At 64.2% G+C, this 19850-nt stretch carries 17 protein-coding genes; 7 read left to right on the forward strand and 10 right to left on the reverse strand.

Translation table 11 applies throughout. The annotated features are described in order from the left end of the window. Nucleotides 1–10 precede the first annotated feature (10 nt). From H5U26_RS04575 to H5U26_RS04600, 6 genes are all read right to left on the reverse strand, one after another. Nucleotides 11–1657, reverse strand: coding sequence for a DUF1302 family protein (locus H5U26_RS04575; RefSeq protein ID WP_290617122.1), 1647 nt, complete (start codon nucleotides 1655–1657; stop codon nucleotides 11–13). Between the two features lie 92 nt (nucleotides 1658–1749). Beyond that, a complete protein-coding gene (locus H5U26_RS04580) occupies nucleotides 1750–4125 on the reverse strand; it encodes an MMPL family transporter (protein ID WP_290617124.1) in 2376 nt (791 codons plus the stop codon). 32 nt (nucleotides 4126–4157) lie between these two features. Next, a complete protein-coding gene (locus tag H5U26_RS04585; protein WP_290617126.1) occupies nucleotides 4158–5147 on the reverse strand; it encodes a YCF48-related protein in 990 nt (329 codons plus the stop codon). A gap of 178 nt (nucleotides 5148–5325) precedes the next feature. Next, complete coding sequence (locus H5U26_RS04590) at nucleotides 5326–6777, reverse strand: DUF1329 domain-containing protein (protein WP_290617622.1); 1452 nt, start codon at nucleotides 6775–6777, stop codon at nucleotides 5326–5328. A gap of 107 nt (nucleotides 6778–6884) precedes the next feature. Beyond that, complete coding sequence (locus tag H5U26_RS04595) at nucleotides 6885–8321, reverse strand: DUF1329 domain-containing protein (protein WP_290617128.1); 1437 nt, start codon at nucleotides 8319–8321, stop codon at nucleotides 6885–6887. Nucleotides 8322–8386: 65 nt separating this feature from the next. Further along, nucleotides 8387–10198: a DUF1302 family protein gene (locus H5U26_RS04600; protein WP_290617129.1), complete on the reverse strand. Its 1812-nt coding sequence runs from the start codon at nucleotides 10196–10198 to the stop codon at nucleotides 8387–8389. A gap of 425 nt (nucleotides 10199–10623) precedes the next feature. Between H5U26_RS04600 and H5U26_RS04605 the strand changes: the two genes are divergently transcribed. From H5U26_RS04605 to rapZ, 6 genes are all read left to right on the forward strand, one after another. Next, on the forward strand, nucleotides 10624–11619 hold the full coding sequence (locus tag H5U26_RS04605; RefSeq protein WP_290617131.1) for a KpsF/GutQ family sugar-phosphate isomerase: 996 nt from the start codon (nucleotides 10624–10626) through the stop codon (nucleotides 11617–11619). 126 nt (nucleotides 11620–11745) lie between these two features. Continuing rightward, nucleotides 11746–12288 (forward strand): HAD family hydrolase, encoded by a 543-nt coding sequence (locus H5U26_RS04610; RefSeq protein ID WP_290617133.1) that lies wholly within the window; start codon nucleotides 11746–11748, stop codon nucleotides 12286–12288. A gap of 181 nt (nucleotides 12289–12469) precedes the next feature. Further along, nucleotides 12470–12982, forward strand: coding sequence for a lipopolysaccharide transport periplasmic protein LptA (lptA, locus tag H5U26_RS04615; RefSeq protein WP_290617135.1), 513 nt, complete (start codon nucleotides 12470–12472; stop codon nucleotides 12980–12982). After that, complete coding sequence (lptB, locus tag H5U26_RS04620) at nucleotides 12979–13704, forward strand: LPS export ABC transporter ATP-binding protein (RefSeq protein WP_290617137.1); 726 nt, start codon at nucleotides 12979–12981, stop codon at nucleotides 13702–13704. Before lptA ends, lptB begins: the two co-directional genes overlap by 4 nt. Nucleotides 13705–13772: 68 nt before the next feature. Further along, a complete protein-coding gene (locus H5U26_RS04625; protein WP_290617139.1) occupies nucleotides 13773–15242 on the forward strand; it encodes an RNA polymerase factor sigma-54 in 1470 nt (489 codons plus the stop codon). An 11-nt stretch (nucleotides 15243–15253) separates the two neighbouring features. After that, entirely contained in the window at nucleotides 15254–16123 is an 870-nt protein-coding gene (gene rapZ / locus H5U26_RS04630) for an RNase adapter RapZ (RefSeq protein WP_290617141.1), read from the forward strand. 12 nt (nucleotides 16124–16135) lie between these two features. On the opposite strand, the gene prmB is transcribed toward rapZ, so the two are convergent. From prmB to msrP, 3 genes are read right to left on the reverse strand one after another with little or no spacing between them, the layout of a single operon-like run. Continuing rightward, nucleotides 16136–17023: a 50S ribosomal protein L3 N(5)-glutamine methyltransferase gene (prmB, locus tag H5U26_RS04635; protein ID WP_290617143.1), complete on the reverse strand. Its 888-nt coding sequence runs from the start codon at nucleotides 17021–17023 to the stop codon at nucleotides 16136–16138. Between the two features lie 12 nt (nucleotides 17024–17035). Further along, nucleotides 17036–17665, reverse strand: coding sequence for a protein-methionine-sulfoxide reductase heme-binding subunit MsrQ (locus H5U26_RS04640; protein ID WP_290617145.1), 630 nt, complete (start codon nucleotides 17663–17665; stop codon nucleotides 17036–17038). A 3-nt stretch (nucleotides 17666–17668) separates the two neighbouring features. Then, on the reverse strand, nucleotides 17669–18619 hold the full coding sequence (gene msrP / locus H5U26_RS04645) for a protein-methionine-sulfoxide reductase catalytic subunit MsrP (protein ID WP_290617147.1): 951 nt from the start codon (nucleotides 18617–18619) through the stop codon (nucleotides 17669–17671). Nucleotides 18620–18792: 173 nt separating this feature from the next. On the opposite strand from msrP, the gene H5U26_RS04650 reads away from it, so the two are divergent. Beyond that, nucleotides 18793–19137, forward strand: a complete 345-nt coding sequence (locus H5U26_RS04650) for a helix-hairpin-helix domain-containing protein (RefSeq protein ID WP_323759904.1) — start codon at nucleotides 18793–18795, stop codon at nucleotides 19135–19137. Nucleotides 19138–19250: 113 nt separating this feature from the next. Here the strand turns inward: H5U26_RS04650 and H5U26_RS04655 are convergent, their stop codons facing one another. Beyond that, the gene (locus H5U26_RS04655) at nucleotides 19251–19712 is read right to left on the reverse strand and encodes a cytochrome c (protein WP_290617149.1); all 462 of its coding nucleotides are present in this window, start codon (nucleotides 19710–19712) and stop codon (nucleotides 19251–19253) included. Nucleotides 19713–19850 lie beyond the last annotated feature (138 nt).

A 19850-nucleotide genomic window follows, 5' to 3' on the forward strand; every position in this document is an offset into this window, starting at 1 on the left:
CCGCGCCCGCTCAGAATGAGTAACTCGCATTGAACGACAGGAAGTCGCGGTCGTTGGTGCCATTGTAGGGGCTGGCCGCCGCGTTGAAATCACCCTGCGGCCCAAAGAAATTTGTGTAACTGATACCACCTGTCCATTTTCCACCACCGTACAGGAAGCCCAGGCCGACCGTGATCGCCTTGCGGTCATCAACCACCAGCTTGGCACCGCCCAGTTCGTTCGAGAAGCCGTGCAGATCCCAGCTGAACGCCACGCTCGGCTCCAGCGCGATCAGGTTGAACAAGGCTGCGTTGTAGGTAAGTGAATGCCGAACCACCAGTTTCCCGAAATCCTTGCTGATGTCCGGCTCGAACAGCTTCGAGGAATCCGGAAGCCCGCCAATCCAGCCCCACATCACTTCCGCCACGGTGGCATTGGCATCGGCCTTCAGCCACTGCGTCACGCCCCAGTTCTTGTTGACGGAGAACTGCGCCTGGTGGCGCTCGATGCGGTCGAATCCCCGTATGGTCGCCCCCGGCGCCAAACCCGGCGCAAGGCCGGCGCCTTGCAACAGCGGCCCGAGCAGCTGAATTGGCGCATTTCTCCGCCACGAATACTCGCCACTGAGCGCAACACCGGCAAGGTTGGTGTTGAACGAGACGCCGAACCGCTCGACATTTTCGGGATATTCGATGAAGAACCGGCCGCCCGGCCCCACCGCGTTGCGCGTGACCGACAACGACGGCAGATGATCGTGCATGTTCTGATAATAGAACCCGACCTCGCCGCCGTTGCCAAAGCTCGGCAGGAACATGCGAAGCGCCAGACCCCATTGGCCGCCGTAGGAGGGAATGTCGTCCCCGCTCCTCACGAGACGGCCGCCCAGCAGGTCGCAGGGCTTTCCGTCGGGCGCGATACAACGCGGATTCATCCCGGGGGGCACATTGACGAATGTACTGCCGCCGAAACCACCGAGTGCATTCGGAAAGCCGCCACCGTCGGAAATCGCATCCAAAGTCCCGAAGAAGCTGCCCATCGGATCGACCTTGATCTCGTCGTACCCGAACAGGTAAAAACCTTCGAGCGTGTAGTTCTCGGCGAAGGTATAAGCAATGTCGATGGCCGGCGTGCCCAGGTACGCGTCCTTCAGGTCGGACCCGGGCGTGCGCAGCTTGGAGATGTCAACGGTGTTGACGTCGGAAATAGCCTGCCCGATGAAGGTACTCTCGCCCCAGGAAATCACCTGCTTGCCCAGACGAACCGACAGGTTCTGATCCGGCAGCAGATACTTGTAAACGTAGGCGTCCGTGATGTCGCCATGCTGTTTGGCACGGTTCTCGGCGGCATCCGGCAGATTCTGGTTCGCCATCTCGAAATCGTAGAACCAGTTGCCACGCACCAGGCCACCGAAGCTGTCACCCTTCACCTCGAGGGTATGGGAACCCTTGATAGCGTTCGAGAATATGTCCCACTTGTCCTGGAACAGATAGCGATTGGCGTAGACGCCCTGGTTCAGGGGATCGGGCTTGGCCGTACGCATCGAAAGCCCCCAGGTGAGGTCCGTATCGAACGCCGCCTCCAGCTCCCCGATCTTGAAGTCCACTGCCGGCGCCGAGGCCGAAATGAAGGCCGCGGCACCGGCCGCAACCGCTGTGCGTAATTGCATGCGCTTGGTCATGTTTTTCCCTCCTCTGCGTTCCATTAACCACGAACACCGGCGCGCGTGGCCGGCACCAGGCCGACCCGCGCGTCAAGTATAGTCAGCCGCACTCAGTGCGACAGCCCGCGCGTCGACACCCGCTCTTTCTCGACGTCAATCAGCCATGCCGCCAGCGCCGGCAACAGCACGACGGCGCCGACCATGTTCACGAAGAACATATATGCCAGAAGCACGCCCATGTCGGACTGGAACTTCAAATCCGAGAAGAACCAGGTCGCCACCCCGATGGACATGGTGCTGGCCGTGAAAATTACCGCCGTACCGGACTGCTTGAGGCCCTCATAATATGCATCCTTCAGACTCAGGCCGCGGCGGATGTGCGCCTGGGTGCGGGCGAACAGATAGATGCCGTAGTCGACGCCGACGCCGACGCCCAACGCCACCACCGGGAGCGTGGAGACCTTCAGGCCGATGTTGAGCAGCACCATCACCGCGTTGGCGAGAATCGACACCAGCGCCAGCGGCAGCAGGATGCACGCCGATGCCCGCCACGACAGGAACGTGAGGTAGCACAGAAAGCCCACCGTCACGAACAGGGCACCCATCATGGTCAACTCGGCGCGCTGAACCGCCTCGTTGGTGGCGGCCATCACGCCCGCCGGGCCCAATGCCAGTCGGAATGCGACTTTCGATCCGTCACCCTCCTCGGGAACCCGGAAACTCTTGACGGCCTCGATCACCCGCTGCAGCGTCGGCGCCTTGTGGTCCCACAGGAAGATGCGTATGGGCAGCGCTTCGCAGGTGTCGTTGAAAAGCTTCTGGCTCAGCTCGATGTTGCGCATCGCCGAACCCAAACCGGCGGCCGTCCGTGGCAGGCCATAGAACTTGATGTGCCCCTCGTTGTTGCCGACGTTGCGGTCCTTCATCACCTGCGACAGCGTCGCAACCGACTGCACGCCATCGACATTGCCCACGTGCCATACGAAGCGGTCAATTGTCTGCATCACGCCGAAGGTGTTGCAACCATCACGTGGCATCTCGGCAATCACTGTCAGTTCGTCGATACCGACATTGAAGTTACTGATGATGGCCTTGATGTCCTGGTTGTAACGGGCATCGGGCCGGAACTCCGGTGCCCCTACCTCGCTGTCGCCGATGATCAATGACTGCCATTTCCACCAGCCCAAGCCGAGCAGGACAACGGCGACCAGGATGACCCCCGTGCCGCGCCGCCGATCCGCGAAACCGGACAGAAAACGGAAAAACGGCTTTTCCTGCTCGAGAACCCGGGCGCGGATCCGCTCGACGGTGCGCGGCTTCATGCCGGCGTAGGACAACAGCACCGGCAGCATGAACTTGTTGGTGGCCACCATCACCGCGACACCGATGCTGGCCGTGATGCCGAGTTCCTGGATGATGTCGATGTCGATGATCATGATCACGGCAAAGCCGACAGCATTGGCCAGCAGCGCCGTGGTGCCCGGGATAAACAGCTTGTTGAATGCCTCGCGCGCCGCCGTGCGCGAATCCGCACCGCCCAGGATTTCCAGCTTCCAGGTGTTGGTCATCTGGATGGCGTGGCTGACGCCGATCGACAGAATCAGGAACGGCACCAGAATCGACAGTGGGTCAATGCCGTAACCGAGCAGCCGGATCAAACCAAGCTGCCAAACCACCGCCGTGACGGCGACCAGGATCGCCAGTACCGTGATCTGCAGCGAGTTCGAATAGAAGTACAGCATCACGCCCGTGATCGCAACGGCGATGACGAAGAACAGCACCACCCCCAGCGCGCCCTGGATCACATCGTCGATGAACTTGGCAAAGCCGATGATCTTCACGTCGACGTTGTCGCTGCCATACTTGGCCCGAATCTGCTCGAGCGCGGCCGCCACCTGCGTGTAATCGAGCGGCTGGCCCGTGGCGGGGTCCTTGTCCACCAACTCGGCCCGGATCAGGGCACCGCGAAAGTCATGCGACACCAGGCGCCCGACGTGCTGCGAAACCAGCAGATTGCGCCGCACTTGCTCGATGCTCTCCGGGCTTGGCTTGAAGTCAGGCTCGACCACGCGGTGGCCGGCAAAGCCCTCTTCGTTCACCAGCACGTAGTCGACGTTCGGCGTGAACAGCGAGGTCACCGACGACCGGTCGACGCCCTTGATGAACAGCACATCCTGGGTGGCCTTCTCCAGCGTCTTGAAGAAATCGACGTTGAAGATGTCGCCTTCCCTCTGCATCAGGGCCACGATGATCACATTGGCCCCACCGAACTGATCGGTGTACTGGGTGTAGGTCTTCATGTACGGGTGGCCAAGCGGGATGGACTTGGTGAAACCCGGGTCCATTCGCAGGAACGATGCCTGGTAGCCCAGAAACGCCGTCAGCAGCGTGAGCACGACCAGCACCGCGACACGGTAGCGGATCAATGCGTCTGCCAGCCAGCCGGACACGCGCGTCATCGCGCTCGCGTAATTAGACGTCAGCATGACTTCTCCAGAACGGTGTGTTGCGCGAGCGCTTACTTGATATCGAGGGAGATGCTGCGGACACCACCCTCGCCGAACGCGAGCCAGGTTCCATCGCGCTTTTGCAGGAGGCGGGCGAACTTGCGCCGCTCCGGCTGGGACATGAGTTCGAAGCTCTCGCCACCGTCCCGGCTCACCGCGATGGCGCCATCGAGGCCGGCCAGCACCACCGCGCCGCCGGCGGAAATGGTGGCCGACATGAACGACTTGTCGGTGCCCGTTGGCACCAGGCGCCAAGTGGAACCGTTGTCGTCGCTGACGGCCACGTGGCCTAGCATGGCGAAGGCGACGACGCGACCGGCGCTGGTCGTGATCACGCCGAAAAAGGACCCGCGGTAGGGGCTGTCCAGCTGCGTCCAGGTGGCGCCGCCGTCGTCGGACCGGTACAGAACGCCCTGTTCGGAAGCCAGAAAATAGCTTCCCGACGGCGACTTGCTGATCCCGAACAAATGGCTGTCAAAATCATCGCGCGTCAGAACCACCTGGTTGGTCCAGGTCTTGCCGCCATCGTCGGTACGGAAAAGGTTGCCGCGTCCGCCGACGGCCAGACCCGATGTCGCTGACTCGAAATAGACATCCAGCAGCGGCACGTCGAGGTCCGGATCGGCATGCTGCAGGACCCAATTGGCGCCCCCGTCCTCGGTGGCCAGGATCACCGCGTCGTGCCCGGTTGCCCAGCCATGTTTGGCGTCGACGAAGCTCACCGACGTCAACGTGACATCGACCGGCACCACGGCCTGCAACCAGTTCTGGCCCTGGTCGTCCGAGTACAGCACGATGCCGCGTTCGCCGACCGCCACGATGCGCTCGCCGGCATGCGCGGCATCCAGCAACAGCGCCTTGGACACTTTCGGCCCGGTAGCCGCCGGCTGCGCGCCGATCAACTCCACCCCGCGCGCGGGCAGGGCTAGCCCGCCGCCGATGAGCAGCATCCCAAGCAGCGTGAACAGTACACGCGAGCTGATCATCTTGATCGAGTTCAACACGGACCCCCTTGAATCAGTTCCTGATACATAAGCGCGCAAATTCCCCCGTAAGGGGCTTGCAACCGACACCATTTGCGCGCCGTCTCGGCGTGACAGTAAGCGCATGCGCCGGCAGGCGGCAGCCAGGGACGGTCGCCCCAACACATGAGACGACCGTACTCAACGCAACCCGCAGTCAGCGAACCCCATACTTGCGCAGACCGGCTGGCGTCATCAGGTCCGGATCAGGCTTGCCAGAAGGCGAGAAATCCGGCGGGAAGGTGCCGAGCTTCGCGCCCTGGTTGAAGTAACCGTTGGTGCCGGAATGGCGGCCGGAGATCAGGTCCGAGTGGTCGTCGCCCCACCAGTGCACCATCGGCACGTTGTAGTAATTGAGCAGATATGCCTCCGACACACGCCACAGGTTGCCCTGCGCATCGTACATATCGGCAAGCGCCGCGGCCCAGCTGTCCTCGTCCACGTACACCAGGCGATGCGGGCCAAGATGACGGAATCCTGGTTTCAGCTTGCCCTCAATGACCCAGACGCGGTGCAGCTCGTAACGCTTGATGTCCGAGTTGACGTGGCCCTTGCGCACGATGTCCTTGAAGGTGTACTGCGGGTCGGCCAGCTTGTAGCTGTTGTAGGGGATGTACATCTCCTTGCGCACCGGCGGCGACCAGTCATACCACTCCTCGTCACCGGTCTGGGCGAACAGGTTGCGGGCATCGGCCGTGCGCAAACCATCGGAGCCGGTGCCGGGGCTATCGTAGAAGCCGATCTCCGGCGCCTTGCGCACCCGCCGTTGACCCGGCACGTACAGGTAGGCATCGAAATCGGTTGAGCTGAAATAGTTGCAGCCGCTGAACATGGTGCCCGCAGTGCGCGGGGGCGCCAGGTCTTCCTGCGAGAAGCACCAGGCGGCGCCGCCCTTGCGGTCGTACATTTCTCCCTTGGGTTTTTCGTCCCCAACCAAGAACAAGGGGAACAACCAACGCTCACGCTTCACGTGCTCGGCATAATTGCCATCCGGAAACGCATTGAAGCCATACGCAACCGTCGTGAACCACTTGCCGAAGAAGTAGAACGTGTGGTTGTACATAAGCTCCCCGCCATCCTTGGGAATGGGGAAGAACACACCCGGACGATAGGTCTCCTGCTTCACGCAGCGCTGGGCTGTGTTGGGTCCACCCGGAGGGGGGTTGCACCAATCGGTGTTGGTTGCGTTCCAGATCGAATTCTCATACAGCCACTGCGGATATGAGGCACTGCGCCGACTCGGATAGACGTTCATCTTGAACGTGTCCGGATACTTCTTGAGCATCGCGACGGTGCCCGGCGACAGCTTGTCCTCGTACTGCTGATAGTTCTGCGCCGTGATGGTGAACAGCACCTGGTCGTCCTTGTAGGGATCCACGTACCACTTGCCGTCCTCGTAGCCGGCGGGCGGCGCCTTGATGCCGCCATCCCAGGCCGGAATGCTGCCGTCGGCGTTGCCGGCGCGGACGGCGCCGACTGGCGTCAACTCCGTCCCCTCCAGGCCCAGCTTGGCCGCTTCCTCAGGCGATACCTTGGCGACAGCCGCCCCGGCAAATAACGCCGCCGCTCCGGCAACGGCAAGGCCGGCGATGATCGGTAAATTTTTCATAACAATCACTCAAATAGGCTTGAAGTCATTTCTTGAAACCCGATACCGGCACCCAGTCAAAGAGGGCGCGGCATAGAGAACCAACAATGTCATTGAAATCACATTTTCTAGCGCATTCCATACTTGCGCAATCCAGCTGGTGTCTGAACATCAGGGTCCGGCATGACGTGGTAATTGATCAAGTCACCGGGATTGCCGCTGATATTCGGCCAGCCGGCATTGGAAGCATGCCTGCCGTTGATCAGGTCGGAATGATCGTCGGCAAAATGATGAACGGTTGGTACGTCGTAGTAATTAAGCAAATAGCCCTCGGACACGCGCCACAGGTTGTCCTGTGCATCGTACATGTCGGAGGCTACCCCGGCCCAGCTGTCTTCGTCTATGTAAGTGACGCGGTGTGGCGACAGATGCCGAAATCCTGGCTTGATCTTGCCTTCGATGGCCCACACCCGATGCAGCTCATAACGTATAAGGTCCGAATTGACGTGACCAGGTCGCACGATGTCCTTCATGCCGATTCCCGGCTGCGCCATTTTGTAGGCGTTGTACGGCACGAACATCTCCTTTCGCTGCGCCGTCCACGTGTACCATTCCACGTCACCGGTCATGGCGCCCATGTACTTTGAGTCCGCCGTGCGCAGGCCGTCGGAGTTGGTGCTCGGGCTGTCATAGAAGCCGATTTCCGGCGCCTTGCGCACCCGGCGCTGGCCGGGCACGTACAGGTAAGCGTCAAAGTCGGTGGTCTCGAAATAGTTGCATCCGCCGAAAATACTGCCCGCGTTGCGCGGCGGCGCCAGGGTTTCCTGCGAGAAGCACCAGGCTGCCCCGCCGTTACGGGTGAACACGTCACCCTTCGGTATCTCATCCGGATTCATGGCCGAAGGCACGATCCAGCGCTCGCGCGTGGCGAATTCGGCATAGGTGCCATCGGCAAACGCATTGAAACCATAGTGCGTGACTGTGTAGAACTTGCCAAACCAATAATAGGTATGGTTCCACATCGCCTCGCCGCCGGTCTTCGGTATGGGGAAGAAAATCCCTGGCCGGTATACCTCGCGCTTGACGCACCGCTCCTCACGGTCCTTGCCCAGCGGCGGGTTGCACCACTCCGTGTGCGTCGCGTTCCAGATGCTGTTCTCGTAGACTTCCTTCGGGTAGGACGCGCTGCGCCGCGTCGGGTACACGTTCAGCTTGTAGCTGTCCGGGTATTTTTTCAGCATCGCGATCTGACCGGCTGACAGCCTGTCCTTGTACTGCTCGTAGTTCTGCGCCGTGATGGTGAACAGAATCTTGTCGTCCGCATACGGATCGATATACCAGCCGCCCTGGGTGTAGCCCGCGGGTGGCGTCTTGATGCCGCCATCCCAGGCGGGGATGCTGCCGTCGGCATTGCCGGCGCGGATCGCGCCCATCGGCGTCAGCTCGGTGCCCTCGATGCCGAGCTTGGCCGCTTCTTCCGGCGACACCTTGGCACTCGCCATCAGCGGCACACCCGTACACGCCACGGCAAGCGCCAGGCTCGCCGCCCATTTCACCCCTTTCATGGCTTCCCCCGAATCATGAAGAAAAAGGGCCGGTGCCAACCCCAGCACCGGCCCACGTCGTTGCGTCAGAACGTGTAGCTCACATCCAGTGACAGGAAGTCGCGGTCGGTGTTGTTGACCGGGCGGCTGCCGTTCGGACGCCACTGGTCGTTATCGCCGTCGAAGATGAAGGTCTGGTTGATGCCCAGCTTCCAATTCAATGCATAGTCGAAGGTCACCCCGACCGACAATTGCTTGCGACCGCCAATGAACAGCGTCGCCCCGCCGAACTCGGGCGACACGCCCTCTACGTCCCACTTCAAGGCGGTGTTGAAGTCCATGTTGATGCGGTTGAACAGAATATTGTTGTAGGTGAGCGTCGAGCGGGCCACGAAGCCCCAGAAGTGATTGGTGACATCATCAAAGCGAAGGAAGCCGCCGCCCGCGATAGCCGCCGCCGCCAACTGCGCAGGGGTATAGGCAGGCGCCCTTTCGTGACCATTGAGGTCAATACCCGGCATATCCTCCGCCCAGCCGTAGGCGATTTCACCGATGGTATTCCACTGGTCCGCACCCAGCAGCATCGGCACCGGACCCCAGAGGCGCTGCGCGGTCAACTGAACCTGATGGCGCTTGTAATCCTCGAAGCCGACATATTTCGTACCCGGGGCGTAGACATTGCCGCTCAGATCGCGGCCCGTCGCCGCCACAATCAGAAAATCCGTGTCCTGGAGCGGTGCATTGCGCCTATAGCTGTACTCGCCACCCAAGGCCCACGACCCCAGCGTGGTGTTGAAGCTCAAACCGTAACGCTCGACATCCTTGGCATAGTCGACAAAAAACCGCCCTGGTTGTGGCACCCCGCCGACAACGGACCCGGCATATGAGGACAGCTGCGGGTTGTGGTCGTGCAGGTTTTGATAATACAGGCCAAAATCGAAACCGTTACCCAGATTCGGCGCGTAGTAACGTAGCGCCACGCCATACTGGCCGCCATACGACGGAATGTCGTCGCCGGCACGCGTCACCGGTATGCCACCCGGAGCCGCTAAATGACAGATTCCACCGTCCGGCGCCGCACAAATGGGAAACGGGCCACTCATCGCATTGGCAAAGCCACCACCATCGGTGATGACATCCTGGGTGCCGAAGAAACCACCATAAGGATCGACCTTCAGCTCGTCGTAACCAAACAGGACGAAGGTTTCCAGCGACAGCGCCTCATTCATCTGCCAACTGAAATACGCCGCCGGCGTGCCGACCAGGGCATCCTTCAGCTCAATACCGGGCTGACGTAATTTGGAAATATCAACAGTATTGATATCGTTCAATGAACCACCGATGAAGGTGTTCTCGCCCCAGGAAATGACCTGTTTGCCCAGACGCACCGTGAACTGGTCGGCACTGCCAAAGCGGGTCAGGAAATAGGCGTCGGTGATGTCGCCGTGCATGATGGCGCGGTTCTCCGCGGCATCCGGAAGACTGTCCTTCTCGCTCGCCATGGCGAAGTCGTAGAAATAATTGCCGCGCATGAACGCGCTCCAGCCTTGGCCGTTCACCTGCAGGTCATGCGAGGCCTTGACCAGGTTGGAGAAGATGTCCCATTTTTTGTTGAACAGTTCGCGGTTGCCGTACTGTACGTTGCCGAGCAGCAGCCCAGCCTCGGTCTGGCCCGGCGCCCAGCGGCTGGGATGGGGAATGGTCAAGGACGGGTCCATCTTCTCGGTCCGCAGTTGCAGACCGTAACCCAGCGTGGTGTCGAAGGAACCCTCCACCGCGCCATCGAACAACTGAAAACTGGCGGCCTGGACAGCGTCGCCGGCTGCGGCGAGTGCCGCTGCAGCCAGCCAGTAACGAGCCGTGCGGGTCGGCGGCGTGACGTTCTTGCGTAATTTCATAATCCCCTCCCGGTTGCATCCATTAACGGCTATGGCCGGCCACAAGGCACGGCGGCAAACTCGTCCGGACGAGGAGGGGCGGGTCCGCAGTGCGCACGCACGGCCGGCCGTTCAGGATGCCGGCCGCGCGGATGCCCTGGACATTCGGCGCAGTATCAATTGCTTTGTCAGGCTGCGGGCACCCCTTCCCGTAGCCAAACCCCCTCTTCATCCCCTGCCGTGCTGGCGCTGCGCCTTCCAGGCCGCCACCAGCACTGCGCGGCGCGGACCGTAGCACCGGCCCAAACACACTGTCAACAATTGGAAATGTTGCCCCCAGTGTGTTTTGTGCCGGCCGGCATCGGTCGGCGGGACACGCGCGGGCCCAGTGGCGATAATGGCCGAGGGCCTGCGCCCTGCCCGTCGCGAATCGGAAGTCCTCACGCATGTATCTTAATGACGTCCCACGAACCGATCCGGCGACGCTGCTGCAGCTCGCCCGGGATGTGCTGGAAACCGAAGCCGAAGCAATACGCCAACTGGCGCCGCGGCTGGGCGAGACTTTCGTGCGGGCCTGCCGCCTGCTGCTGGCCTGCCGCGGGCGGGTGGTGGTGCTGGGCATGGGCAAATCGGGCCACATCGGCGGCAAGATCGCGGCCACGCTGGCCAGCACCGGCACGCCGGCCTTTTTCGTGCATCCGGGCGAAGCCGGTCATGGCGACCTTGGCATGATCACGCCGCAGGACGTAGTGCTGGCCCTGTCCAATTCCGGCGAGACCTCGGAAATCCTGCTCATCCTGCCGATGATCCGGCGGCTGGGCGTGGGCCTGATCGCCATTACCGGCGATCCTTCCTCGACGCTGGCCCGCGAGTCGGACGTGAATCTTGACGCCAGCGTGGAACGCGAAGCCTGCCCGCTGGGCCTGGCGCCGACCGCGAGCACCACCGCCACGCTGGCCCTGGGCGATGCGCTGGCGGTGGCGCTGCTGCACACACGCGGCTTCTCGCGCGATGACTTCTCGCGCAGCCACCCGGGCGGCAAGCTCGGCCGGCGCCTGCTGTTGCATGTGGGCGATGTGATGGTGAAGGGCGAGCGCATGCCGGTAGTCGGCCGCGACGCCAGCCTGACCGACGCCCTGCTCGAGATCACCCGCAAGGGCCTGGGCATGACAGCCGTCGTGGACGCCGACGGTCGCGCGGTGGGGGTATTCACCGACGGCGATCTGCGGCGGGTGCTGGAAAAGGTCGACAACGTGCGGACCGTGGGCATCGCCGAGGTGATGACCTGCGGCGGCGTGCGCATCGGTCCGGACCTGCTGGCGGCCGAAGCCGCGCAGCTGATGGAACGACGGCGCATCAATGCGCTGCTAGTAGAAGACAAAGACGGGCGCCTGATCGGCGCCCTGAACATGCATACGTTGCTGGATGCTGGCGTGATCTGAAGCGGGGCCAAAGCGCATCGAGGTGGCGGCGTGCTGCCTGACGGGAGCCGCCCCTGACAGGCACTGGGCGGCAATCAAGACGTAGGCGCCGCGCAGTGGGTTTTCTGAACAAGTGGACCAATCAGCATGACATCAGGGGATAACCATCACGCCGGGCCGGATTCCGAATTGCGGGCGCTGGCCGCCCGTATCGAGCTGGTGGTGTTCGACGTGGACGGCGTGCTGACCGACGGCCGCCTGTACCTGGGCGATAACGGTACCGAGTTCAAGGCCTTTCACGTGCGCGACGGATATGGCTTCAAGCTGCTGCGCGAGGCCGGGGTCAAGCTGGCGGCGCTCAGCGGGCGGCGCTCGTCGGCCGTCACCCGGCGCCTGGACGAGCTGCAGGTCGACCTGTATCGCCAGGGTTGCCAGCACAAGGACCGGGATTTTCTGGACCTGTTGCAGCACTTGGGCATCGACCGCCGGGCCACGGCCTACCTGGGGGACGATGTGATCGATCTGCCAGCCATGCACCTGGCGGCCTTGCCGGTCGCGGTGGCGGACGCCCATCCGCGGGTACGCGAGATGGCGCGCTGGATCACAACGCTCGGTGGCGGCCGCGGTGCGGCGCGCGAACTGTGCGACCTGATCGTCGATGCCCGTGAGGCTGCCCCGGCGCCGGAATGAGAAAGCCAGGATGGATTCATTGCGCGCTGGCACCGGCGCGCAGCGCGCGGTTAATCGACACGACCGCCAAATCTCGGCTCGACCGGCCGCGCGCCTGCCAGCGATGGGCGGACTGCTAGACTTGCCGGCGGCGGCGCACCCGTCCGCTGCATAATTTTTGCCCGTGGTTCAACTGATACCCATGCGTTTTTTATCCACCCGCTCGCTGTGTGGCCTTGCCTTGCTGTGCCTTGCCGGTTCCGTCATGGCCCTGGATTCGGACCGCCAGCAGCCGATCTACATAGATGCCGATCGGGTCGAGCTGGACGAGGCCAAGGGCCTGAACACCTACACCGGCGCCGTGGTGGTGGTGCAGGGCACGATGCAGATCAACTCCGACACGCTGGTCATCCACACCGAAAACCGCAAACCGACCCGCTATGTCGCCAACGGCAAACCGGCCCGCTACAAACAGCAGCCCAAACCCAACGAAGGCGACGTGGTGGCCACCAGCCGGCAAATGGAATACGTGATCGGCGAGAAGAAGCTCTATTTGCGCGGAGATGCCCACATCACCCGCCAGGGCGACGTGTTTCAGGGCGATCAACTGGTGTACGACACCGTGCGCGACCTGGTCACCGGCAGCGGCGGCGAGGGCGGGCGCATCCGCATGATCATTCAACCCCAGCGCGGCGCCGAGAAAGCGGCGCCATGAGCCAGCTGACCGCGCACAACCTGCGCAAGAGTTACCGTGGTCGTGCGGCCGTAGCCGATGTGTCGCTGCAGGTCGCGCCGGGCGAGATCGTCGGCCTGCTCGGCCCCAACGGCGCCGGCAAGACCACCTGCTTTTACATGATCGTCGGCCTGGTGGCGCCCGACAGCGGCCACGTGGCCATCGACGGCGTGGACATCACGCAGGCGGGCATGCCCCAGCGGGCGCGCCTGGGCTTGGGCTACTTGCCGCAGGAAGCGTCGGTGTTTCGCAAGCTGTCGGTCCAGGACAACCTGCGTGCCATCCTGGAAACCCGCCGCGACCTGGATCCGGACGCGCGTCGAGTGCGCCTGGAGCGGCTGCTGAACGACCTGCACATCGCGCACCTGCGCAGCAGCCCGGGCGCGGCCCTGTCCGGCGGGGAGCGGCGGCGGGTGGAAATCGCCCGCGCGCTGGTCATCGAGCCGCGCTTCATGCTGCTGGACGAACCGTTCGCCGGCGTCGATCCGATCACCGTGATCGACATCCAGCGAATCGTTCGCGACTTGGCCGCCCGCGGCATCGGCGTGCTGATTACCGACCACAACGTGCGCGAAACCCTGGGCATTTGCCATCGCGCCTACATCGTCAACGAAGGCGAAGTGATGGCGGCGGGCACTCCGGAAACCATCCTGGCCGACGATCGCGTGCGCGCGGTGTACCTGGGCGACGCATTCCAGTTGTAGCCCGGCTTTGCGCAGGGCGCGGCATGCGGTACGCTTCTTGCTAACCAGAAGCCCCGCTTGGCAACCGCATGAAGCAAGGTCTCGAACTTGGCGTCTCGCAACATCTTGCACTGACGCCGCAGCTGCAGCAGGCCATACGCCTGTTGCAGTTGTCGACGCTCGACCTGCAGATCGAAATTCGCGAAGCGCTGGAAGCCAACCCGCTGCTGGAAGCAGACGAGGAAACAGCCGACCTCGCCGAAGAACCGCAGCTGCCGGTCGTGCCGGAGCAACCCGAGCGCGCCCTGGAGTTCGACGGGGACAACGAAATCCCGCAGGAGCTGGCAGTCGACGGCAACTGGGAAGACACCTTCATCGACCTGGGGGCCGGCAGCGGCGCCAGCAGCCGCGACGAGGATGACGGCGGCGACTTCACTGCCGTGTCCAGCAAAGCCGAGACGCTGTACGACCATCTGCTGTGGCAGCTTGACCTGACGCCGTTCAGCCCCGACGACCGGGCAATCGCCGAACTCATCCTGGACGCCATCCGACCTGACGGCTACCTCGGCCAAACGATCGCCGAGCTGTGCCAGACCGCCAGCGAGGGACGCGCCGAACCGGTGGACGAAACCGAGCTGCTGTCGGTGCTGCGGCGCATCCAACACTTCGACCCAGCCGGCGTGGGCGCACGCGATCTGGCCGAGTGCCTGCGCCTGCAGGTCGAACAGTTCGAGGGCCTGGATGCGCCGCTGCGCGAGGCCGCGCTGTCGGTGCTGGAGTACATCGCGCTGCTGGGCGAGCACGACTACAAGGCCCTGCAACGCGCCACCGGCCTGCCGGCCGAGACCGTCGACCAGGCCGTACATCTGATCCAGGCCCTGAACCCGCGCCCCGGCACCAGCCTTGACGCAGACGAGCCCGAGTACATCGTCCCGGACGTACTGGTGCGAAAGATCAACGGTGCGTGGCAGGTCGAGCTGAACCCCGCCATCGCGCCCAGACTGCGCATCAACCAGACCTACGCCGGCATGATCCGCCGCCGCGACAGCGGCGCCGACAACGAATACCTGAAAAATCGCCTGCAGGAAGCCCGCTGGTTCATCAACAGCCTCAAAAGCCGCAACGACACCCTGCTGCGCGTGGCGCGGGCCATCGTGCAGCGCCAGGTCGGGTTCTTCGAGGACGGCCCGCACGCCATGGTGCCGCTGGTGCTGCAGGACATCGCCGACGAACTGGGCCTGCACCAGTCGACCATCTCGCGCGCCACCAACCGCAAGTACATGCACACCCCGCGCGCCATCTACGAGCTGAAGTTCTTCTTCTCCAGTCACGTCTCGACCAGCGACGGCGGCTCGGCCTCGGCCACCGCCATCCGTGCCCGCATCCGCGACCTGATCGCTGCGGAAACGCCCGGCAGCCCGCTCAGCGACAACGACCTGGCCGAACAGCTTCAGCAGATGGGCATCAACGTGGCCCGCCGCACGGTGGCCAAATACCGCGAGGGCATGGGCATCGCCTCCACCACCGAGCGGCGCAAGGCGGCCCGCCGCAAGAGCTGAGCCGACCCGCCATGCCGCAGCGCCTGATCATCGTCAGCGGCCTGTCGGGGGCGGGCAAGTCCACGGCGCTGCGTGCGCTCGAGGACCTCGGTTTCTATTGCGTCGACAACCTGCCGATCGCGCTGCTGCCGGCCCTTGGCCAGGAACTGACGCGCAGCGGCGCCGACACGCCGGCGGCGGTCGGCATCGATGCGCGCAATTTCTCCGATCTGGCGGCCCTGCCCGGCATCCTGAAAACGATCCGCGACAACGCCGTCGACTGCCAGGTGCTGTTCTTCACCGCCGATCGGCAAACCCTGATCAACCGCTACAACGAAACCCGGCGCCAGCACCCGCTGGCCGGTCAGGGCGGCTCGATCAGCGAGGCCATCGACGCCGAACAGCTGCGCCTGGCGCCGATCGCCGAACTGTCGGATCTGAGCATCGACAGTTCCAGCCTGAACATCTATCAGCTGCGCACCACCGTGCGCGACCTGCTAAGCCACGGCCGGCAGGCGCCGACGCTGGTGTTCCAGTCCTTCGGTTACAAGTTCGGCACGCCGCTGGATGTCGACATGGTGTTCGACATGCGTTGCCTGCCGAATCCACACTGGGATCCGGCGCTGCGCGAGTTCACCGGCCTGGATGCGCCGGTGCGGGAGTTCCTGGACCAGCAGCCGGATGCGCAGCAGTTGTTCGCCGACATCCGGCAGTTTCTGGACAACTGGCTACCGCGCTTTGCCGCCAGCGACCGCAGCCAGGTGACAGTCGGCATCGGCTGCACTGGCGGCCGGCACCGTTCGGTCTACATGGCGCATCGTCTGGGCGAACATTTCAGGACGCGGCAGGGCACGAACCCGCCGGAGCGGGTGTTGGTGCGCCACCGCCAGCTGGCAGGCTGAGGCCGGGCCGGCTCAGGCCGGCGCCTGGAGCAGGTCCTCACGGCTGATCACGGCCACGCCCTCGCCGCCGCGGGCAAATTCCACCCACGTGAACGGCAGCTGCGGCAGGCGCTCGACCAGCGCCGGCCAGGTGGCACCGACCTCCAGCACCAGCAGGCCGCCGTCGTTCAGATGAGCCGCCGCGCCACGCAGGATGCGCAGCGGGTGGTCCAGGCCGGCATCGGGCGATACCAGGGCGCCCTGCGGCTCGTGCCGGTACTCGTCCGGCAGACCGGCGTATTCCGCATCCGGCACATACGGCGGGTTGCTGACGATCAGGTCGTAACGCTCGCCGGACAGCGCCTGATACAGATTGGACCGCAGCAAACGCACCCGCTCCTGCAGGCCGTAGCGGGCCACGTTCGTTGCCGCGACGTCGAGCGCGTCCTGGCTGATGTCGATCGCGTCCACCGTCGCCTGTGGAAACGCCAGCGCGCAGGCAATCGCAATGCAGCCGCTGCCGGTGCCGATGTCCAGAATGCGCGCGGGAGGGGCCTCGTCCAGCCAGGGTGAAAAACCGTTCTCGATCAGCTCGCCGATCGGCGAGCGCGGGATCAGCACCCGCGGGTCGACCGCGAAGCGCAAGCCGGCGAACCAGGCCTCGCCGGTCAGGTACGGCGCCGGCAGGCGCTCGTTGATGCGCCGATGCAGCAGTGCGGTCACCGCCATACGCTCCTCGACCGTCAACGCGGCGTCCAGAAATTCCGGCGCCAGCGGCAGATCCAGGTGCAGCACATGCGCGATCAGCACCGCCGCCTCGTCGGCAGCACCGTCCGTGCCGTGGCCATAAAAAAGACCCGCGCCGGCAAAGCGACTGGCGCCCCAGCGCAAGAAATCGCGCAGCGTGCGTAATGAATCCAATGTGCGTCCGGGTCAGGCGGGCTGGCGACCGGCCGGCGGCGGGCGCCGGGAGCGGTGGCCAGGGGCCACGAAACGGGCCACCAATAGTAGTGCAAACACCGTGAGGTACACGGCCGGCTCGGCGGTGTCGGCCTTCACCTTCCACCAGAAATGCAGCAACGCGAGCCCGGTCGCCAAGTACACCAGCCGGTGCAGCGCCTGCCAGCGGCGCGCGCCCAGCCGCCGGATCGCCGCATCGAACGACGTCGCCGCCAACGGCAGCAACAGCGTGAAGGCCGCCATGCCCGCGGTGATGAACGGCCGCTTCAGGATGTCACCGACGATCTGCGACCACAGCAGGCCCTGATCCAGCACCGCGTAGACCAGCAGATGCAGCAGCGCGTAACTGGCCGCCGTCAGTCCCAACAGGCGCCGATGGCGCAGCAGCACCGTCCAGCCGGTCAGCCGGCGCAGCGGCGTGGCGGCCAGCGTCAGCAGCAGAAAGCGCAGCGCCCATAGGCCCAGTTCGAGCGTGAGTTCCTCGACCGGATTGGCGCCCAGGCGATTGCCCAGGGCGCGCGCCAGCAACACCAGGGCCGGCGTCAGCGCCAGCGTCCACAGGCCGGCGGCCCACAGGCGGGCCTGCAGTGCGCCGCGGCGCACGCCTCAGAAGTCCCGGCGCAGGTCCATGCCGGCGTACAGGCTGGCCACCTGCTCGGCATAGCCGTTGAACGGCAGCGTCGGCCGGCGCGGCGCGAACAGGCCCTCGCCCAGACGACGCTCGCGCGCCTGCGACCAGCGCGGGTGGTCGACCTGCGGATTCACGTTGGCGTAGAAGCCATACTCGTGCGGCGCCACCACGTTCCACGCCGTCTGCGGCTGTTGCTCGGCAAAGCGGATGCGCACGATCGACTTCACGCTCTTGAAGCCGTATTTCCACGGCACCACCAGCCGCAGCGGGGCACCGTTCTGGTTGGGCAGCACATCGCCGTACAGGCCCACCGCCAGGAAGGCCAGCGGATGCATTGCCTCGTCCAGGCGCAAGCCCTCCACATACGGCCAGGGCAGCACGTCGCGTTTCTGGCCGGGCATCTGCTCGGGATCGTGCAGTGTGGTGAACTCGACATATTTGGCCGAACCCAGCGGCTCGACCCGGCGCAGCACGTCCGCCAGCGGCAGGCCGATCCACGGGATCACCATCGACCAGCCCTCCACGCAGCGCAGGCGGTAGATGCGCTCCTGCAGGTGCTGCGGCTGCAGCAACTCGGCGACGTCCAGGGTAAGCGGGCGAGTCACCGCGCCGTCGATCCGCACCTGCCACGGCCGCGGACGCAGCGTGTGCGCATTGGCGGCCGGATCCGCCTTGTCGGTGCCGAATTCGTAGAAGTTGTTGTAACCGGTCACGAACTGGCGCGGCGTGAGCGCCTCATCGGTCCCGAACGGCCCGCGCGGCACCGCCGCGAGCGGCCCGCCAGCCGGCGCCGCCCTGGCAAAGCCGGGCCAGGCCAGCGCCAGCCCGCCAGCCGCGCCGGCCAGCAGCAGCCGGCGGCGCGCCTCGTAGACCGGCCGCGGCGTGATCGCGGATGCGCCCGGAACAGCAGATTCGACGCGTTTCATACCAGCCCTCTCAGCCATCGGGCACGCCCGGCGCGGTGCACCTATGCGCAAGGTGCGTAGCGTGAATGCTTGGACGCCTGTCCGGTCGGTTGGTTACATGCTGCAAGAAGACTTTTCAAGCGTTCTTTTCAACATGTACGCTTATGCTGCCTGTCCGGGACGACACTGTTCCAATGGGCACTTCACATCAACCAAAGCACCAAACGGGAGTACAGACCATGTCTAAATTCCGGAATAGCTGCGTTGCCTTGTTTGTGACATTCGCGGCGGGAATCGCCACTGCCGAACCGGTCGACATCAACTGCGCCGACGCGCCGGCACTCACCGCCGGCCTGAAGGGCATCGGCGACGCCAAGGCCCAGGCCATCGTCGCTTACCGGACCGAGAATGGGCCATTCAAGTCCGCGGACGATCTGGAAAAGGTCAAAGGCATCGGCGCCAAGACCATTGAGGCCAACCGCGCCAACATCACGCTGAGCGAAAGCTGCGCCCCGGCGGCGCCCGCACCCGCGCAGTAAGCGGGACGCCTAGCACTTCAGATGGCCGGCCACCCCGCCCGGGGTGACCGGCCTTTTTTATGGGCGTCGCGGCGCGGTCGCGACCGACCCCACCGGCCAGGCCCGACCGGTCGTCAGTCTTCCTTGTACTTGTCGTGGCAGTCCTTGCAGGCCTGACCGACCTTGCCGAACTGGGGCTTCAGCGCATCGACGGCGGAGGCCGTCTTGGCCGCCTCGGCCAGCTTGGCAGCCTCGGTCTGGAAGGTTTCCATTTTGGCCTTGAAGTCGTCCATGTTGTCCCAGATTTCCTGCTTGGCCTCGGTCTTGCCGACCCGGCTGTCCGGGATGAAGCCCTCCAGCGGCAGGGTGCTCAGAAAGGCCACGCGCTCGGCACGCAGGGCGAAGGCCTTGGCGTCAAAGGGGATTTCGCCCTTGACCATGCCGGCCATGGGGCCGAAGTTGCCGGCGATGACATGAAACACGGCCTGACGGTAGCCGACCGCGCGCTCGGCGGGCGTGGGCTCGGCCGCGCCGTGGGCGACGGCGGTAACGGTGAACAGAACGGCTGCGCAGGACAGGGCGGTTTGACGCTTCATGGGGCAGGAGCTCCTCGGTCTGTGAAAGGGCAATAGGCGGTCGGACTGGACTCTAGCACAGGCCATTGGGGCTGCTTTCGGGCGCTTTGGGCAGCGCAGCGGATGGTAGTATCCCGCCCGTTACCGGTCGTTCAACCC

Origin of the sequence: Immundisolibacter sp., assembly GCF_014359565.1 — a bacterium.
Lineage (GTDB): Bacteria > Pseudomonadota > Gammaproteobacteria > Immundisolibacterales > Immundisolibacteraceae > Immundisolibacter.

Excerpts from the sequence above, each read along its gene's own strand:
- lptB (WP_290617137.1), top strand. The coding sequence starts at position 12,979 with ATGAGCCAGCTGACCGCGCACAACCTGCGCAAGAGTTACCGTGGTCGT.
- H5U26_RS04625 (WP_290617139.1), top strand. The coding sequence starts at position 13,773 with ATGAAGCAAGGTCTCGAACTTGGCGTCTCGCAACATCTTGCACTGACG.
- H5U26_RS04595 (WP_290617128.1), bottom strand. The coding sequence starts at position 8,321 with ATGAAAGGGGTGAAATGGGCGGCGAGCCTGGCGCTTGCCGTGGCGTGT.
- H5U26_RS04650 (WP_323759904.1), top strand. The coding sequence starts at position 18,793 with ATGGGCACTTCACATCAACCAAAGCACCAAACGGGAGTACAGACCATG.
- H5U26_RS04610 (WP_290617133.1), top strand. The coding sequence starts at position 11,746 with ATGACATCAGGGGATAACCATCACGCCGGGCCGGATTCCGAATTGCGG.
- msrP (WP_290617147.1), bottom strand. The coding sequence starts at position 18,619 with ATGAAACGCGTCGAATCTGCTGTTCCGGGCGCATCCGCGATCACGCCG.
- H5U26_RS04590 (WP_290617622.1), bottom strand. The coding sequence starts at position 6,777 with ATGAAAAATTTACCGATCATCGCCGGCCTTGCCGTTGCCGGAGCGGCG.
- H5U26_RS04600 (WP_290617129.1), bottom strand. The coding sequence starts at position 10,198 with ATGAAATTACGCAAGAACGTCACGCCGCCGACCCGCACGGCTCGTTAC.
- H5U26_RS04575 (WP_290617122.1), bottom strand. The coding sequence starts at position 1,657 with ATGACCAAGCGCATGCAATTACGCACAGCGGTTGCGGCCGGTGCCGCG.
- H5U26_RS04655 (WP_290617149.1), bottom strand. The coding sequence starts at position 19,712 with ATGAAGCGTCAAACCGCCCTGTCCTGCGCAGCCGTTCTGTTCACCGTT.
- rapZ (WP_290617141.1), top strand. The coding sequence starts at position 15,254 with ATGCCGCAGCGCCTGATCATCGTCAGCGGCCTGTCGGGGGCGGGCAAG.
- lptA (WP_290617135.1), top strand. The coding sequence starts at position 12,470 with ATGCGTTTTTTATCCACCCGCTCGCTGTGTGGCCTTGCCTTGCTGTGC.
- H5U26_RS04605 (WP_290617131.1), top strand. The coding sequence starts at position 10,624 with ATGTATCTTAATGACGTCCCACGAACCGATCCGGCGACGCTGCTGCAG.
- H5U26_RS04580 (WP_290617124.1), bottom strand. The coding sequence starts at position 4,125 with ATGCTGACGTCTAATTACGCGAGCGCGATGACGCGCGTGTCCGGCTGG.